We start from the raw sequence: 15,672 nt of genomic DNA, 5'->3' as shown, positions 1-15,672 counted from the left end.
CTTATGTCAATCAATGAATTTATCAAAAATTTCCAGTCTCAGCTGGAAAATACAGATACAGTAATAGAACCTGAAACTGCATACAGCCAGGAAAGTTACTGGGACTCCCTTACCGCAATGGTCATCAAAGTAATGATCGAGGATGAATATGGAGTAGATATTGAGCCCGAGCAGATCACATCGTTCAAAGACATCAATGAACTTTACGCTTTTATTGTTGAGAAAAAACAGTAACATCAGACAATGGCTTTTATAAAACATATTTCAACATATATTCCTGAAAAAGTTATTTCCAATGAGGAGATCTCCAAAAAATTTCCTGACTGGGAAAGTGATAAAATTCTGGAAAAAATAGGAATCAGAAACAGAAATATCACCGGTGAAGATGAATTCACCTCAGATATAGCTGTTAAAGCCCTCAATCAACTCGTTGAAGAATACCAGCTTGACAAATCTGCCATAGATTACCTCATCGTCTGCACACAGAGCCCTGACTATTTTCTTCCTGCTACAGCTTGTATTGTACAGGCTCAGGCCGGGTTAAATACCACTTGCGGGGCAATAGATATCAACCAGGGATGCTCAGGATATATTTACGGATTATCCTTAGCCAATGCCCTTATCGATTCCAAAATGATGAAAAATGTAGTTCTGATAACGGCAGAAACCTACTCAAAACACATTCACGAAGATGACAAAGGTAATATCAGTCTTTTCGGAGATGCAGCCACTGCAACCCTGATCTCTGAAGACGGAGATTATGAAATCCTGAAATTCTCTGTGGGAACCGATGGTGAGGGAGCTAAAAACCTGATCGTTAAAAACGGTGCCGTCAGAAATCAAAAAACAGAAGACAAACAGGATAAAGACAACTATCTTTACATGAACGGTCCGAAGATTTTCGATTTTACCTCAAAAGCTATTCCCGGTCTTGTAGAAGACAACCTGAAAAAAACGGATTTGAAAAAAGTGATATTGATACTTTCATTTTCCACCAGGCCAATACTTTCATGCTGGATTTCCTGAGAAAAAGAATTAATATTCCACAGGAAAACTTCGTGATCGATATGCTGGATTATGGCAATACCGTATCATCCACCATTCCTATTGCTTTTAAAAATTCATTTGCAACAAGAGATTCCAAAAATGTAATGCTTGTAGGTTTTGGCGTAGGCTACTCCTGGGGAGCAGTCTGTTTGAGAAAAAAATAATTGAGCGTTAAAAAATATTATTATGATAAAATTCCTTGATCTTCAAAAGGTCAATTTACAGCATCAGGAAGAAATTGAAAACAGGCTTTTAAGTGTTTTCCGAAGCGGATGGTATCTGCTGGGAAGCGAACTTAAAAACTTTGAAACTAATCTGGCTTCATATATCGGTTCGGAATACGCTTTGGGAGTAGCCAACGGACTGGATGCCTTACGCCTTATCTTCAGAGCTTATATAGAATTAGGGTTCATGCAGCCGGGTGATGAGGTCATAGTACCGGCCAACACCTATATCGCTTCAGTACTGGCTTTATCAGATAACGGACTGGTTCCTGTATTTGTAGAGCCTGATGCCAGCACTTATAATATCGACATTTCAAAAATTGAAGAGAAAATAACGCCTAAAACAAAAGCCATCCTGATTGTTCACCTTCAGGGAAGGATTGTTTTTTCAGAAGAGCTTAAAAATATAGCGGCAAAACATAACCTTAAAATCGTAGAAGATAATGCCCAGGCTATTGGCGCAGAATGGAAAGGAATCAAATCAGGAAATCTCGGTGATGCTGCTGGTTTCAGCTTTTACCCTGGAAAAAACCTGGGAGCAATAGGTGATGCAGGCGCTGTAACCACGAATGATAAGGAATTGTTTGAGGCCATACGGGCTATCGCCAACTACGGATCCAATCAGAAATATGTTAATATTTATAAAGGATTAAATTCCAGACTGGATGAAATTCAGGCTGCCGTTCTGGATGTGAAGCTGAAACATATAGGCCACGAAAACGGGACCCGAAGAGAAGTCGCAAAGCGTTTTATTGCTGAAATCAAAAACCCGAAAATCATTCTTCCCGAAAATCCTGCCGATGAAAATGAACACGTGTGGCATGTTTTTGTGGTAAGAACGGAAAAAAGAGACGAACTTCAGGCCTATTTAACTGAAAAAGGGATCAGCACGATCATTCACTACCCTATTCCGCCACATAAACAGGAGGCTTACAAAGAATATAACCATCTTTCATTCCCTGTTACCGAAAAAATGCATGAAGAAGTACTGAGCCTTCCCATTTCTTCTGTTTTAGAGGAAAAAGAGATCCAGGCAATCATAGAAGCGGTTAACAACTTCTAGGTTAAGTGAATAATCCCGCATTGGTTATCACGGAATATTCGAAAATCTGTCTACAAAATAATAATTCGTATTATAAATTAAAAAAACTATTGGCTTTATGGCTAATAGTTTTTTGTTCATAATAACAAATATTAATATATTAGTTGTTATTTTCTATTTAATGTGAACAATTTTTCACTCCCAAAAAAGTTGAATAAGAATTAAATATTTTAAATTTGCAAAAACATTACAAATGAATGAAACACAACAAAAGTTGGATAAAACCGATGGGCTACATAATTATTTCAGAATCTTTCAAAAATCCCTACGAATGTAGCCTTCTCATCTGATTCCCACGCTTTTCAATATAACAGCATAATTAATTTATGAAATACACGCAATTTAACTTGTACTTCAGATAAGAAAACCATTTTTCCAGAAAATCAAGAAAAAATACAAGGATTTAAATTGGTTGTACAATTCATTAATCAATGAAACCAGCTGCTTGAAACAGCCGAAAAGTTGGAAAGCGAATAGGATGAATAGCTAAAATCATCAATAAACAGCAATTCTATTTTAAATATTTACAAACCATTTATCGTTATGATTAATAGTTTCCACCTATAACAACAAATACCGATACTGTAGTTGTTGTTTTCTGGCTTATATAAATAATAATTCATAAGCCTGAAAATGTGAAGATATTTAATTATTATAAATTTGTAAAAAAATCTACTTTGAAAACCGTAGTATATACATCTGATAAAAAAACACATTTTTTCCAGGAGCTTAAGGCAATTTGGCGGGATATTAAATCCTCTAATTTTTTAGCCTATCAAATGACCAAAAGAGATATACAATCTCAGCACAGACAATCTTTGCTGGGTTTCTTTTGGATCCTGGCCCCTGTCATTATAAATTCCCTGGTTTGGCTATTCCTGAATGGTTCAGGCGTAGTAAAAGTAAGCACTCCCGACGGAACACCTTATCCTGTTTTTGTTATTTTAGGAACCACTATATGGAGTATCTTCTCTGAAGCCATCCAAAGCCCTATTCTTGCGGTAAATACAGGAAGAACCATTATTTCAAAAATCAATTTTCCCAAAGAAGCATTGTTAATGAAAGGTTTGTATACTTCCCTTTTCAATTTAATTATAAAAATGGTGCCTATTATAGGTATCTTAATAATTTATAAAATCTCTCCTTCCTGGAATCTGCTTCTTTTTCCTTTTTATATTTTGGCTCTGACCCTCTTCGCTTTTACCATAGGACTAATTATTACTCCACTGGGATTAATCTACACCGATATAAGCAAACTACTCATTACAGGTATTCCTTTTTTAATGTATGTTACGCCTGTAGTATACGCTGTACCTACAATAGGAATTTTTAAATTTTTATTTAAACTTAACCCATTAACCTATTTAATTAATGATACCCGAAATACTTTGGTAGGAGCAGAAATACATTCTTTGATGTTCACAATTGTTATAACGGTTGTCAGTTTTATTGTTTTATTAATCGGCCTGGTTATTTTTAGAAAATCAATGCCAATAGTTATTGAAAAAATTGCAGGATAATGAAAAAAGACAGAGAGGTATTAGTTTCGGTACAGAATGTATCTAAAAAATTCAGCAAAAACCTGAGGAGTTCACTTAAGTATGGAGCCTCAGATATTATCCGCAGTACATTTGGCTTATCAATAAATAAAGAACTACGCCCTCAGGAATTCTGGGCTGTAAAAGATGTCAGCTTTGAATTAGCAAGAGGAGAATGCATTGGCTTAATTGGCCATAACGGTGCCGGAAAATCGTCTCTTTTAAAGGTTCTAAACGGATTATATGCTCCGGATAAGGGCCAGATTGTCATGAAAGGGAAAATAGGAGCACTGATAGAATTAGGTGCCGGTTTTAATCCGATACTTACGGGTCGGGAGAATATATATAACAACGCCTCCATTTTAGGATTTACTAAAAAGGAAGTTGAAGAAAAAATACAATCTATAATCGATTTTTCGGAAATAAATGATTTTATAGATACCCCCGTACAAAACTATTCTTCAGGGATGAAGGTGCGTTTAGGCTTTGCTGTTGCGGCTCATCTTGAGCCGGATATTCTGATTATTGATGAAGTATTGGCAGTGGGAGATTTAGGCTTTGTCTTAAAATGCTTTAGTAAAATTGACGAACTACTTCCTAATACAGCCGTAATCTTTGTTTCTCACAGTATGCCTATGGTTTCCCGCATCTGCAACGAAATAATCTTAATGGATCATGGTAAAGTTGAATATCAGGGAAAAGAAATAGGAAAAGGAATACAACTTTACTACAACAAGTTCTCAAACAATAGCGAAAATAAAGTATATGATAATGGTATGCTAGAATTGATTTCCGTACAAACGGATCTTATGAATAATGAAATACACCGTCATCAGGACTTTAACCTTACTTTTGAATTCAAAATCAATAAACCAATTGACGAATTACCAACTTTATATCTGGAATTTAAAGATAAAGAGCAAAAACCAATTGCCGGAATTTCCGTTCAGGAATACCGGGAAGATGTAAACCAATCTGCAAAAATTGTTTACAAAACGACTGTAAAAAATCCTCTTTTCACCTTAGGAAAATATATTATGGATGTAGGATTATATAACCCTGCCACAGAATCCCCTTATCTTCGGATCAATAATGTTCTGGAGTTTACGGTAGGTGGAGAAAAAGAACAATGGATCCCGCTTGAGCTTGATAGCGAAAATATCATAACTTTACAATAAAAATTTATTTATGATTCCCGTAACACAACCCTTTCTTCCACCTCAGGAAGAATATGAAAAATATATAGACGGCATCTGGAAAAGAAACTGGCTTACCAATATGGGGCCACTGGCCAGCCAGCTTGAAATGGAGCTCAAAGATCATTTAAAGCTCAATCATCTGCTGTTTGTAACCAACGGAACTGTTGCCATCCAGATGGCAATAAAAGCATTGGAAATTTCAGGTGAAGTCATTACTACTCCGTTTTCTTTTATTGCAACCACCAGCACAATTGTTTGGGAAGGATGTACGCCCGTTTTTGTTGATATAGATGATAAAACTCTGTGCATCGATGCAAACAAAATAGAAGAAGCGATTACGGAGAAAACAACCGCTATTCTTGCGACTCATGTCTATGGAAACCCTTGTGATGTGGTCGCCATAGAAGCCATTGCTAAAAAACATAACCTTAAGGTAATTTACGATGCTGCACATGCATTTGGTATAGAAGTGAACGGAAAGTCTATCTTTGAATATGGCGACATTTCCACCTGCTCCCTTCATGCTACCAAACTTTATCATACAGTTGAAGGTGGTTTAGTGGTAACAAAAGACCCTGAATTACTAAAAAAACTGGCTTACATCAGAAACTTCGGAATTTCAGGCTTTGATTCATTCTCAGAGTTGGGTCTTAATGGAAAAAACTCAGAATTTCATGCTGCAATGGGACTTGTTAATCTCAAATACATTTCCCAGATACATGAAAAAAGAAAAGCACTTGCTGAGCTCTACGATGAAAAACTTAAGAATTTACACGCTGTAAAACCTCTCTGGCATTCAAAAGCTAATAATAATCATTCTTATTATCCTGTTGTTCTGGAAAGTGAAGAATTATTACTTAAATTAAGAAAGGAAATGGATAAACAGGAAATTTTTACAAGAAGATATTTTTATCCAAGCTTAGCTTCGGCATTGCCATATTTGCCAAAACTGGAACTTCCTATTACTGAAGATATCGCCAAACGGGTTTTATGTCTTCCGTTTTATTATGACCTCACTTTTGAAGAGGTTGAATATATTGCAAGATTAATGTTAAGAATACAAAATAATTAATCATGCTAATCGTAGGTGCTAAAGGCTTCGCTAAAGAAATTCTGGAGATTTGTCATCAGAAAAACGAATTGGAAAATCTTGTTTTCTATGATGATGTTAATGAAAGTGCTGACTTTCTTTATGAAAAATTCCTTATTCTAAAGAGTATAGATGCTGCAGAAAAATATTTCAGAACGATAGACCAAAGATTTACTTTAGGCCTCGGAAATCCATATTTAAGAAAAAAATTAGTTGACAAATTTATAAATATTGGAGGTGAACTTGCCTCTACAATCAGTACAAAAGCAGATATTGGATCTTACGAAATAAAAATCGGAGAAGGTGCCAATATCATGGATGGAGTAAAAATTTCAAATGATGTAGTGATTGGCTGTGCACCAATTATTTATTATAATTCAATTATAACTCACGATGTAAAAATTGGAGATTTTGTAGAAATTTCTCCAGATGTAAAAATATTGGGCAGGGCAACAATTGGAAACTTTTGTCAGCTCGGAGCAGGTACAATTATTCTCCCTGACATAAAAATTGGAAACAATGTAATAATAGGTGCAGGAACAGTTGTTACGAAAGATTTACCAGATAATTGTACTGCAGTGGGAATTCCTTCAAAAATTATAAAACAGAATTAAATGATGAATCCCTTGGTAAGTGTTGTAATGATCACTTATGGTCATGAAAATTATATCGAAGAAAGCATTAACAGCGTTTTAGTTCAGAATTTTGATGCTGAAATAGAACTTATCATTTCCGATGACTGTTCTCCCGACAACACTGAAAATGTAGTAAAAAATATAATTGCCAATCACCCAAATGGCCATTGGATAAAATATATTAGGCATAAAGAAAACAAAGGGGCTATTCCGAATTTTGTCTGGGCACTTTCTCAGGCGAGAGGTAAATATATTGCTTTATGCGAAGGGGATGATTACTGGATCGATCCCTTAAAATTAAAAAAACAGGTCGATTTTTTGGAGAAAAATCCTGAGTACAGTCTTACATTTCATAAAATCAAAGAGCTTACAGACAGAAAAGAAAAATTTACATATCCCAATCCCGATGAAGAAAAGACATATACCATTGGTGATCTTTCAAAAGAGAATTTTATCATAACTGTTTCTGTAGTTTTCAAAAAAATATAGAAACACTGCCGGACTGGCTGCAATACTCCCCCATCGGAGATTATCCACTGCATTTGTTGAATGCTTCACACGGCCTTATAAAATATTTCCCCGATGAAATGGCAGTTTACAGAGTAGGAAGCGGAATGTGGAGCACTCAAAATACTGTAGATCAAATTGTAAATACAATGTTTTCATTAAGATTTTTATTACAGCATTTTAAAAATAATAAAGAAGTTTTTGATCATCTTAAACTACAATATACTAATTTTCAAAAAGCACTTGTAAGACCTTTTGATGAAAAAAATTATTGGAGACAAAAATTAAAGATTATAACTATCTTGAAAGTATAACATCTTTTAGCTGCCTTTTAAAAATGGCAAAAATTAAGATTGTTAAGAAGTTTAAAAAATAGAAACTCGAATTATCAGATGTTCCAAAAAATAAAAAATTATCTGCATAAAAAACTCTTCAAGATGGTTAAAGATTTTGAAGAGCTTGAAAAGAAAAAAGTTGGTGGCGATTTACCTCGAAACCGAATATCAACATTCATCACACCTTTGCTCCTAAAGATGTAAATATATTTAAAGGAAACGAAGGAGAATTTGGAAATATTAGTATTGATGAAACTTTTTTGTGAGAGATTGCTGCAATATTTCAGTTCTACCGGGTGCTACACTAAACATTGGAAAGGGAGTTTTTTCAACAATTATTCTTCTATTAACTGTCTGGAAAGTATAACTATCGGAGATAATTCTATCTTTGGAGAAGGTGTAAAAATATACGATCACAACCATAAATACGGATTTATTCCTGATTTTTCAGTCTTCAAAAATGATTATACAAAAGCACCGGTCATCATCGGTAAAAATTGCTGGATTGGCAGTAATACAGTCATTCTGAAAGGCGTGGAAATCGGAGACAACTGCATCATTGGAGCAGGATGTGTGATCCATAAATCAGTACCTGCCAACACAATTATAAAAAACAGTCAAAATTTAATCCCTGAATCTTTACAAAAATGAGTGAAACAAAAAAGATATTATTAATATCCCATGAAGCATCTTTATCAGGAGCGCCTATTCTGGTCCTAAGCTTGTTAAAGAAACTGAAGCAGCAAAGAAAAGACTATAAAATTGATGTTCTGCTATTAAGACCGGGGCAGTTGTACGAAGATTTTGCAAAGCTTTCTGATAATAAAATTGTTGTCGCCAATCACTTCAACCAGTCCTTATCTTTTGTAAACAGAAATTTTAAAAAATTACAGAATGCTTTCTTCCCAAAACAGGAAAGCAAGGAAGAACAAATTGAAAAAGTAACAGGGAAACTTCTTGAAAATAATTATGACCTGGTGTACGCCAATACGGCAGAATCTTTGGAATGGACCATCCCGTTTTACAAGAAAAACATTCCTACCATTGTTGCTATTCATGAGCTTACTTTTGGTATGGAAAGTTCTTATCCGAAAGATTTTATTTTAAAAAACATTTCCAATGTTTCTATGATTATTGCAGGTTCAAACGCTGTGGCAGACAACCTCATCAACAGATACAACGCCGATCCGAAAAAAGTAACCGCCATTCATTCTTTTGTAGATGAAAAGTTAGAGATCCAGAAGAATAAGGAACAAATAAAAAAGGAATTACATATCCCTGAATCCGATATAATTCTGGGTATTGCAAGTTCTCAGGAATTAAGAAAAGGAACCGATCTTGTTCCACTTTTAGTAAAAAAGATTTCAGATAAAACAGATATCAATTTTAAATTTATCAATCTGGGTGGTTCATCCAAAAGCGGCCCTGTAAAATGCTCTAAAATTGATGCTGAAAAATTAGGCGTTGAAGATAAAATAATATATGTAGATCACAATAAAACCCCAAACGATTACATCAATATTTTTGACATTTTTCTTTTGTTATCAAGAGAAGATCCTTTTCCCTTGGTAATGTTGACTGCGGCAAAACTTCAGAAGCCTATTGTTGCTTTTGACAAAAGCGGTGGCGCCGTAGAATTTTTAGAAAACGGTCATGGAATTCTGGCTCCTTATCTTGATCTTGATGCAATGGCAGATGAAGTTATAAAACTTATGAAAGATTCCGGACTAAGAGAAACTTATGGAAAAAGTATCAATAACAGACTGGAAAATGAATATTCCGATAAAGAACTTACCAATAAGATTTTTACACTAATTGACAGTTTTCTTTAATTATGATATCCATCGTTATCTCATCATATCAACAACATTACTATGATCAGCTCGTTAAAAATATTAGCGAGACCATTGGTGAGGACTTTCGATATGAAATTATTCAAATCTGGAATCCTAATACGATGAGTATTACGAAAGCATATAACCTCGGAGCCGAAAAAGCACAATTTGAAAATCTTTTGTTCCTTCACGAAGACCTTGTTTTTCACACAAAAGACTGGGGTGCAAAACTTTTACAACATTTTTCAATTCCTAATGTGGGAATTTTAGGATTGGCAGGATCCAATTATGTTCCTGCTGCACCTTGTAGCTGGACAGTAACTGAGAAGTATAACTTCATCAATATTCTTCAAGGAAATAAAGACAATCAGGAGGTTGTTTTACTCAATAGGACCCCGGCAAATATTAATCCTGTATTTGCAGTAGACGGAGTATTTCTCGCCATAAAAAAGAAGTGTATCATCAGTTTAGATTCGATGAAAATATAACCGGATTTCATGGATATGACTTGGATTTCAGCCTCAGAGTTTCCAAAAAACGGCAAAATTTCATTATTGATGATATCTTGGTAGAACATTTTTCAAAAGGAAGTCCGGATAAAAATTGGTTTGATACCAATATCCTGATAAAACAAAAACTAGGCGCTGATTTTCAGAAAAAAAGGACCGGGAGACCGAAAAAAAATTTTCTTGTCTTTCCTGCACGCATATTTCAGATACTATCCGGTTACCCTCAAAAATATTGGATTCACATTACAATTCTTTCCAATGAAAAGCCTTATTTTTAGAGATTATTTCTCCATCGCAAAAAAATATATGAGCTATATTAAATACTCATCACAAATAAATAAAAAACACAAGGGAGCATAAACACTCCCAAAAAAACATACATAAATGATTATAGGAAACGGACTTATTGCTAATTCATTAAGAAATATTGATTCAAAGGACTATTTGTTCTTTGCTTCCGGTGTTTCAAATTCCCTCGAAACCAAAAACTCCGAATTTGAAAGAGAATTCAGCCTTATTAAAAATACTTTGGAAGAACACAGCCAAAGTAAATTCATCTATTTTTCAACATTAAGCATACATGACCAATCCAAACAGGACAGTCCTTATATCTTGCATAAACTTAAAATGGAGGATTACATCAAAGATAATTCCCAGAACTATCTTATTCTCCGGATTGGAAATATTGTAGGGAAAGGAGGAAATCCCAATACATTATTCAACTATTTAAAGACTCAGATTACCCACGATCATAAATTTAATGTTCATAGCCATGCCAGAAGGCTGCTGATTGATATGGACGATATCAACAAATTTTTAGTGGAAATCTGCCCTTCTATACAGAATAAAATTATCAGCTATGCTTTTCCGTACTATTATAATTTACAGGAAATCATAGGAGCTATTGAGAAAAAAGTAAATAAAAAAGCCGTTTACGATACTATAGACGAAGGAGATTTCTACCAGGTTTCCTTTGAAGAAAATGTCAATCAGTTCTTCTCCGGTATCAATCCTGAAGACTATATAGAATCTTTGGCCAATAAGTATATATAAGCTGCAAAAAAATGAAGATCTATTTTATTATTGTTACATACAATGCCATGAAATGGGCGGAAAGATGTTTTACAAGCTTAAGGAACTCCACCATTCCCGTAAAATCAATAGTTATTGATAATGGCTCCGGCGACGGAACCCAGGAATACATTAAAAATAATTTTCCTGAAGTAGATTTTATACAGTCTTCCGAAAATTCCGGCTTCGGAAAAGCCAATAATCTGGGAATAGAAAAAGCTTATAAAGAAGGAGCTGATTTTGTATATCTTATGAATCAGGATGCCTGGATTTTCCCTGACAGTGTAGAACAATTACTGGAAGTTTACAATCATTATCCGGATCAGGACAAAATTGGGATTTTAAGCCCGATGCATATGGATGGGACCGGAAAAAATTTGACCTTCATTTTGAAAACTATCTTGCACAGGACTGTAAGAACAACAGATTCCTATCCGATGTTTTCCTTCATGAAGTAAAGCCTTTTTATGAAATAAAGTTTGTGAATGCTGCTCATTGGTTTATTCCCAGAAAAGTGCTGGAAAAAGTGGGCGGATTTAATCCTTATTTCTTTCATGGTGCCGAAGATTACGATTACATTAACAGAATTACTTATTTCGGGTTAAAGATCCTTGTTTGCCCGAAAAGTAAAGTGGTGCACGATGCCAAAGTCCAGGATTTCCAGAAAGATGAAATAAAAGATCCCGCTGAAGCACTGGCAATGAAAAGACTTTCCATGCAGATGCAAAGGGAAACAAGGTATATGAATCCCAATTTTGATTACAATATCGGCCGGGAGAAAAAAGCTTTTATCACCTCTCTTATGAAGCACGGTATTCAGAGAAATACCAGCGAATATAAATTCTACAAAGACCAATACAAATTCTTTTCAAAAAGATTTGATGAGATCGACGCTTACAGGAAACAATCCATGAGTGGTAACCACCCTTATTTGAATATTTAAAACATTTAAAATGGAAAAGTTACCCGTAAGCATCTGCATCCTCTCTTGGAAAAGTGCTTCCAATCTGAAAAACACTTTAAGATCATACAAAAAGTACGGTCTTCTGGATATGGTGGATGATATTACGATTCTGTTTCAGGAAGTGAATGATGATGATAAAAAAATAGCCGAAAAATATAAGATTAAATATATCGGTTTAAAGGAAAATGTAGGAATTGGTAAAGGGATGAAAATGCTTGCTGAAAATGCATCTACCCAAAATATACTTTTCCTTGAACATGACTGGGAGCTTATTGAAGATCAAAACACACTGTTTTTCGAACTTAAAGGAGGATTGGATCTATTAAATAATGGATTTGATGTCGTACGTTTCAGAAGCAGAAAAAATCCCGGCTACCCATTGATATCCATTAGAAATAAAGGCAAAGAGCTGGATTATTATGACGACTGGCACGAATGCACCTCCCTCACCTGCTGGAATCCCTGCATTGGCTAGATCCGGCAACAGAATTCCCAGATAAGATACAGAAACAGGGAGCTTTTTTTGTAACCACATCGAGATGGGCCAACTGGACGAATAATCCTTATCTGGTCCGAAAAAACTTCCTTCTTGAAAAAATTCTGCCTTTCGCAGGAGAGTCCGTTTCACTGGAGAGAAATATTGCTTCATGGTGGGTGAAACAAGATTTTAAAATAGCACAGGGTGAAGGACTTTTCACGCATAAGGACCTTGTAAAATATCCAAAGAAAAGCCTGTTCCGGAAAATACTTAACCGATTAAAAAATAAATTAAAATAAAGACGAATGAGAATCCTTTTCCATGAGAATGAACTCAATTACAGAGGGACTTCCATCGCATTATATGACTACGCAGATTTCAATGAAAGATATCTGGGAAATGAATCTGTTATCGTATACAATAAGACCCTGCCTACCAACCATCCACTCGGAATTGAAAAATTTGAAAAAAGATTCCAGGTATTCGGTTATTCGGATTTCAAAGAGGTAGATACTATTATAAAAAACAATAATATTGACTTGTTTTATGCTATTAAAAACGGTTTTTATGATGATATAGAAACTAAAGAATGTAAAACAGTTGTTCACAGTGTTTTCAAATATTTTGAACCTCACGGGGATGTTTATGCTTATGTATCACAATGGCTCAGCGAGGAAATGACCCAGAGTAAATCTCCGTTTGTTCCCCATATGGTCAATTTTGAAAACGAAACCCATGAAGATCTCAGAGCTGAACTTCATATTCCTAAAAATGCCAAAGTATTTGGATATTACGGAGGCGGACAAAGCTTCAATATCGGTTTTGTACAGAAAATCGTGGAAAAGATTGCCTCCGCATACAAAGACATTTATTTTATCTTCATGGGAGTTGATCCGTTTGTGAAAAAAGATGGTGGAAATCTGTCCCGTCCAATATTAAATTTTTACCACCAAGCTCGGATGTGCTGATGAAGCTCAAATTCATCAATACATGCAATGCTTTACTTCACGCCCGCGAAAGAGGGGAAACATTCGGGATTACTGTTGCGGAATTTGCCATCAAGGGAAAACCTGTTATCACTTTTGCAGATTCTCCTGAAAAAGCCCATAACAATCATCTGGAAGATCAGGCTTATTACTATAAAGATGCAAAGGAGCTTAAAAATATACTCCTGGATTCGGATTTAAGTTTGTCTGCCAGGGAACTATATGAGAAATTCTTACCTGATCCGGTGATGGACAAATTTAAAAAAGTATTTATTGATTAATATGAACCAAAAAGTTGAATAAAACACGGGATGATTATATTGAAAGTAACGACTAGCTTTTCAGTCAAAAGAATTCGTACCTTTAAAATTTAAACCATCCTGAACAATATAAAATAATAAAAACAGACAGATTTACTTCTATACATTCCCTCTCAAATAAAAAATTAAATAAATACACAATTAAACACTAAAATTATGAAAATACCCGGAGTAAATGCTATTAAGTATCAATTTAGAAAATTAGAACTAGCCAACAAATATCTTAATAATAAATATCACATCCATGCTAAGCAGAAGTTTGTTGAAGAAATCGAAAAAACTCCTTTAAGAACTGACATTATCCGTTTTCTTTTGGAACAATTTACTACACAGACAGTCTATTTGGAAATAGGTGTAAGAAATCCTAATGACAACTTCAATAAGATTTCTGCTAAAGAAAAATACAGTGTTGACCCTGGATATGAAAATTCTGAAAACAATGTAGATTTTAAAGTCACCAGCGATGAATTTTTTGAAATGCTGAAAACCGGAAAAGCCCTTAGAAGTGATATAAAATTTGACGTTATTTTCATTGATGGCTCTCACCTTGCAGAACAGGTGGAAAAAGACATACAAAACTCTTTAAATTATCTTAAAGAAGATGGGTTTATTGTGATGCACGATTGTAATCCTCCTACGGAATTTCATGCTTCAGAAAATTATGATTATCTTTTGTCCCCGGCTTCAACCCTTTGGAATGGTACAACATGGAAAGCATTTGTTAAAAACAGAAAAAGAGAAGATATTTATTCTTGCTGCATTGATACAGACTGGGGTATTGGAGTTATTTCAAGAAAAGTAAATTTTGGACCTTCCAATAAAATTGAAAATCCTTTTTTGAATACCATACCTTTGACAAGTATAGAAAAGAAAGCCTGAATCTAGTTTCTTTTGATAAATTTAAATCGTTTTTTATATGTTAGCAATTGTAGTTCCTTATTACAAGAAAAAATTTTTTTCGGAAACACTAAAATCTATTGAAGCACAAACCGATAAAAGATTTAATGTATATATAGGAAATGATGCTAGTCCGGAAGATCCTGAAGATCTTATCAATGAAATACTAAAAAATACCCATTATAAATATTTTTCATACAAAGAAAATCTGGGAGGCAAAAACCTGGCTTTACAATGGGAAAGAGTCATTGATGAAGCCAAACTTGAGGAATGGATAATGATACTGGGAGACGATGATATATTGGAGAATAATGTAGTGGAAATGTTTTATAAAAATTTAAAAAAAATTCAGGAAAATAAAATTTCTTTAGTAAAATTCTCTCAATATATAATAGATGAAAATGGATTTCAAACAAGAAATCCTACTCATATGGAAAATATTGTTTCTTCAAAAGATTTTTTGGTCAAAAAAATAAGCAGTCGGTTTCCCAATAGCCTGTCAGAAAATATTTTCAGTAAAAAAATATATGAGAAATATAAGTTTAAAAAATTTCCTTTGGCATGGCACTCAGATGATCTGGCAATCCTAGAATTTTCAGATCTGAAGGATTTCTTATTCATAAACGATGCAAAAGTAGGGGTAAGAATTTCAGCTGACAGCATCTCAGGAATGGATAATTCTACAAGAGATAAGCAATTGGCAACTTACTTGTTTTGTGAGCATATTATTAAAAATTATGCCCAAATATTCCCTGAAAATTTCATTGAATTACTATTAAAGAAATACCGCGAGATTATATGGAGAAACGGTTTTGATATTAATTTAAATTTCAGTAAAATTTATATTAATCAAAGAAATTTTTTCAAAGCAATCTATGCCATTAAAATAAAATATGATTTGCAAAAGAGAATCAAAAAAATAAATAAATTATAAG

At 34.3% G+C, this 15,672-nt stretch carries 22 protein-coding genes; all 22 read left to right on the top strand.

The annotated features are described in order from the left end of the window. Positions 1–3 precede the first annotated feature (3 nt). The 22 genes from N4G44_RS04115 to N4G44_RS04010 all read left to right on the top strand — a co-directional run bounded on the left by N4G44_RS04115 (position 4) and on the right by N4G44_RS04010 (position 15,671). Entirely contained in the window at positions 4–234 is a 231-nt protein-coding gene (locus N4G44_RS04115) for an acyl carrier protein (RefSeq protein ID WP_474924736.1), read from the top strand. A 9-nt stretch (positions 235–243) separates the two neighbouring features. Beyond that, positions 244–1,026 carry a ketoacyl-ACP synthase III gene (locus N4G44_RS04110; protein WP_474924735.1) on the top strand — a complete coding sequence of 261 codons (783 nt, stop codon included), beginning with the start codon at positions 244–246 and terminating at the stop codon, positions 1,024–1,026. Further along, positions 975–1,211, top strand: coding sequence for a 3-oxoacyl-[acyl-carrier-protein] synthase III C-terminal domain-containing protein (locus tag N4G44_RS04105; protein WP_474925049.1), 237 nt, complete (start codon positions 975–977; stop codon positions 1,209–1,211). Before N4G44_RS04110 ends, N4G44_RS04105 begins: the two co-directional genes overlap by 52 nt. Positions 1,212–1,233: 22 nt before the next feature. Beyond that, positions 1,234–2,334 (top strand): DegT/DnrJ/EryC1/StrS family aminotransferase, encoded by a 1,101-nt coding sequence (locus N4G44_RS04100; RefSeq protein ID WP_474924734.1) that lies wholly within the window; start codon positions 1,234–1,236, stop codon positions 2,332–2,334. Between the two features lie 818 nt (positions 2,335–3,152). Beyond that, the gene (locus tag N4G44_RS04095) at positions 3,153–3,893 is read left to right on the top strand and encodes an ABC transporter permease (RefSeq protein ID WP_474924733.1); all 741 of its coding nucleotides are present in this window, start codon (positions 3,153–3,155) and stop codon (positions 3,891–3,893) included. Beyond that, positions 3,893–5,089, top strand: a complete 1,197-nt coding sequence (locus N4G44_RS04090; protein ID WP_474924732.1) for an ABC transporter ATP-binding protein — start codon at positions 3,893–3,895, stop codon at positions 5,087–5,089. The genes N4G44_RS04095 and N4G44_RS04090 overlap by 1 nt, the downstream gene beginning before the upstream one ends. 10 nt (positions 5,090–5,099) lie before the next feature. Next, positions 5,100–6,182 (top strand): DegT/DnrJ/EryC1/StrS family aminotransferase, encoded by a 1,083-nt coding sequence (locus tag N4G44_RS04085; protein WP_474924731.1) that lies wholly within the window; start codon positions 5,100–5,102, stop codon positions 6,180–6,182. 2 nt (positions 6,183–6,184) lie between these two features. Next, positions 6,185–6,814: an acetyltransferase gene (locus tag N4G44_RS04080; RefSeq protein ID WP_474924730.1), complete on the top strand. Its 630-nt coding sequence runs from the start codon at positions 6,185–6,187 to the stop codon at positions 6,812–6,814. Next, the gene (locus tag N4G44_RS04075) at positions 6,815–7,324 is read left to right on the top strand and encodes a glycosyltransferase family 2 protein (protein WP_474924729.1); all 510 of its coding nucleotides are present in this window, start codon (positions 6,815–6,817) and stop codon (positions 7,322–7,324) included. It begins immediately after the preceding gene. A 98-nt stretch (positions 7,325–7,422) separates the two neighbouring features. Continuing rightward, the gene (locus N4G44_RS04070; protein WP_474924728.1) at positions 7,423–7,656 is read left to right on the top strand and encodes a hypothetical protein; all 234 of its coding nucleotides are present in this window, start codon (positions 7,423–7,425) and stop codon (positions 7,654–7,656) included. Positions 7,657–7,926: 270 nt separating this feature from the next. After that, entirely contained in the window at positions 7,927–8,328 is a 402-nt protein-coding gene (locus tag N4G44_RS04065; protein ID WP_474925047.1) for an acyltransferase, read from the top strand. Further along, positions 8,325–9,509: a glycosyltransferase family 4 protein gene (locus N4G44_RS04060; RefSeq protein WP_474924727.1), complete on the top strand. Its 1,185-nt coding sequence runs from the start codon at positions 8,325–8,327 to the stop codon at positions 9,507–9,509. Before N4G44_RS04065 ends, N4G44_RS04060 begins: the two co-directional genes overlap by 4 nt. Before the next feature lie 2 nt (positions 9,510–9,511). After that, positions 9,512–10,000 carry a glycosyltransferase gene (locus N4G44_RS04055; protein WP_474924726.1) on the top strand — a complete coding sequence of 163 codons (489 nt, stop codon included), beginning with the start codon at positions 9,512–9,514 and terminating at the stop codon, positions 9,998–10,000. A gap of 405 nt (positions 10,001–10,405) precedes the next feature. Further along, positions 10,406–11,074 carry an NAD-dependent epimerase/dehydratase family protein gene (locus tag N4G44_RS04050; RefSeq protein ID WP_474924725.1) on the top strand — a complete coding sequence of 223 codons (669 nt, stop codon included), beginning with the start codon at positions 10,406–10,408 and terminating at the stop codon, positions 11,072–11,074. 11 nt (positions 11,075–11,085) lie between these two features. Then, positions 11,086–11,550, top strand: coding sequence for a glycosyltransferase family 2 protein (locus tag N4G44_RS04045; protein WP_474924724.1), 465 nt, complete (start codon positions 11,086–11,088; stop codon positions 11,548–11,550). A gap of 23 nt (positions 11,551–11,573) precedes the next feature. Next, positions 11,574–12,035 (top strand): glycosyltransferase family 2 protein, encoded by a 462-nt coding sequence (locus N4G44_RS04040; RefSeq protein ID WP_474924723.1) that lies wholly within the window; start codon positions 11,574–11,576, stop codon positions 12,033–12,035. Positions 12,036–12,045: 10 nt separating this feature from the next. Next, complete coding sequence (locus N4G44_RS04035; RefSeq protein ID WP_474924722.1) at positions 12,046–12,531, top strand: glycosyltransferase family 2 protein; 486 nt, start codon at positions 12,046–12,048, stop codon at positions 12,529–12,531. Continuing rightward, positions 12,492–12,833, top strand: coding sequence for a hypothetical protein (locus N4G44_RS04030; protein ID WP_474924721.1), 342 nt, complete (start codon positions 12,492–12,494; stop codon positions 12,831–12,833). Before N4G44_RS04035 ends, N4G44_RS04030 begins: the two co-directional genes overlap by 40 nt. Positions 12,834–12,839: 6 nt before the next feature. Then, positions 12,840–13,502 (top strand): hypothetical protein, encoded by a 663-nt coding sequence (locus N4G44_RS04025; protein WP_474924720.1) that lies wholly within the window; start codon positions 12,840–12,842, stop codon positions 13,500–13,502. Then, positions 13,502–13,801, top strand: coding sequence for a hypothetical protein (locus tag N4G44_RS04020; protein ID WP_474924719.1), 300 nt, complete (start codon positions 13,502–13,504; stop codon positions 13,799–13,801). Before N4G44_RS04025 ends, N4G44_RS04020 begins: the two co-directional genes overlap by 1 nt. 195 nt (positions 13,802–13,996) lie before the next feature. After that, positions 13,997–14,719, top strand: coding sequence for a class I SAM-dependent methyltransferase (locus N4G44_RS04015; RefSeq protein ID WP_474924718.1), 723 nt, complete (start codon positions 13,997–13,999; stop codon positions 14,717–14,719). Between the two features lie 37 nt (positions 14,720–14,756). Continuing rightward, positions 14,757–15,671: a glycosyltransferase family 2 protein gene (locus N4G44_RS04010; RefSeq protein ID WP_474924717.1), complete on the top strand. Its 915-nt coding sequence runs from the start codon at positions 14,757–14,759 to the stop codon at positions 15,669–15,671. Position 15,672 lies beyond the last annotated feature (1 nt).

Source organism: Chryseobacterium sp. GTID13 (genome assembly GCF_056172655.1).
Note: the sequence above shows the minus strand (reverse complement) of the source record. Positions and strands in the feature narration are given on the sequence as shown.

What these genes read in the sequence shown, in the direction of transcription:
- N4G44_RS04115 (WP_474924736.1), top strand. Translation starts at nt 4, where the DNA reads ATGTCAATCAATGAATTTATCAAAAATTTCCAGTCTCAGCTGGAAAAT.
- N4G44_RS04110 (WP_474924735.1), top strand. Translation starts at nt 244, where the DNA reads ATGGCTTTTATAAAACATATTTCAACATATATTCCTGAAAAAGTTATT.
- N4G44_RS04100 (WP_474924734.1), top strand. Translation starts at nt 1,234, where the DNA reads ATGATAAAATTCCTTGATCTTCAAAAGGTCAATTTACAGCATCAGGAA.
- N4G44_RS04095 (WP_474924733.1), top strand. Translation starts at nt 3,153, where the DNA reads ATGACCAAAAGAGATATACAATCTCAGCACAGACAATCTTTGCTGGGT.
- N4G44_RS04090 (WP_474924732.1), top strand. Translation starts at nt 3,893, where the DNA reads ATGAAAAAAGACAGAGAGGTATTAGTTTCGGTACAGAATGTATCTAAA.
- N4G44_RS04085 (WP_474924731.1), top strand. Translation starts at nt 5,100, where the DNA reads ATGATTCCCGTAACACAACCCTTTCTTCCACCTCAGGAAGAATATGAA.
- N4G44_RS04080 (WP_474924730.1), top strand. Translation starts at nt 6,185, where the DNA reads ATGCTAATCGTAGGTGCTAAAGGCTTCGCTAAAGAAATTCTGGAGATT.
- N4G44_RS04075 (WP_474924729.1), top strand. Translation starts at nt 6,815, where the DNA reads ATGATGAATCCCTTGGTAAGTGTTGTAATGATCACTTATGGTCATGAA.
- N4G44_RS04070 (WP_474924728.1), top strand. Translation starts at nt 7,423, where the DNA reads ATGGCAGTTTACAGAGTAGGAAGCGGAATGTGGAGCACTCAAAATACT.
- N4G44_RS04065 (WP_474925047.1), top strand. Translation starts at nt 7,927, where the DNA reads ATGAAACTTTTTTGTGAGAGATTGCTGCAATATTTCAGTTCTACCGGG.
- N4G44_RS04060 (WP_474924727.1), top strand. Translation starts at nt 8,325, where the DNA reads ATGAGTGAAACAAAAAAGATATTATTAATATCCCATGAAGCATCTTTA.
- N4G44_RS04055 (WP_474924726.1), top strand. Translation starts at nt 9,512, where the DNA reads ATGATATCCATCGTTATCTCATCATATCAACAACATTACTATGATCAG.
- N4G44_RS04050 (WP_474924725.1), top strand. Translation starts at nt 10,406, where the DNA reads ATGATTATAGGAAACGGACTTATTGCTAATTCATTAAGAAATATTGAT.
- N4G44_RS04045 (WP_474924724.1), top strand. Translation starts at nt 11,086, where the DNA reads ATGAAGATCTATTTTATTATTGTTACATACAATGCCATGAAATGGGCG.
- N4G44_RS04035 (WP_474924722.1), top strand. Translation starts at nt 12,046, where the DNA reads ATGGAAAAGTTACCCGTAAGCATCTGCATCCTCTCTTGGAAAAGTGCT.
- N4G44_RS04030 (WP_474924721.1), top strand. Translation starts at nt 12,492, where the DNA reads ATGCACCTCCCTCACCTGCTGGAATCCCTGCATTGGCTAGATCCGGCA.
- N4G44_RS04025 (WP_474924720.1), top strand. Translation starts at nt 12,840, where the DNA reads ATGAGAATCCTTTTCCATGAGAATGAACTCAATTACAGAGGGACTTCC.
- N4G44_RS04020 (WP_474924719.1), top strand. Translation starts at nt 13,502, where the DNA reads ATGAAGCTCAAATTCATCAATACATGCAATGCTTTACTTCACGCCCGC.
- N4G44_RS04015 (WP_474924718.1), top strand. Translation starts at nt 13,997, where the DNA reads ATGAAAATACCCGGAGTAAATGCTATTAAGTATCAATTTAGAAAATTA.
- N4G44_RS04010 (WP_474924717.1), top strand. Translation starts at nt 14,757, where the DNA reads ATGTTAGCAATTGTAGTTCCTTATTACAAGAAAAAATTTTTTTCGGAA.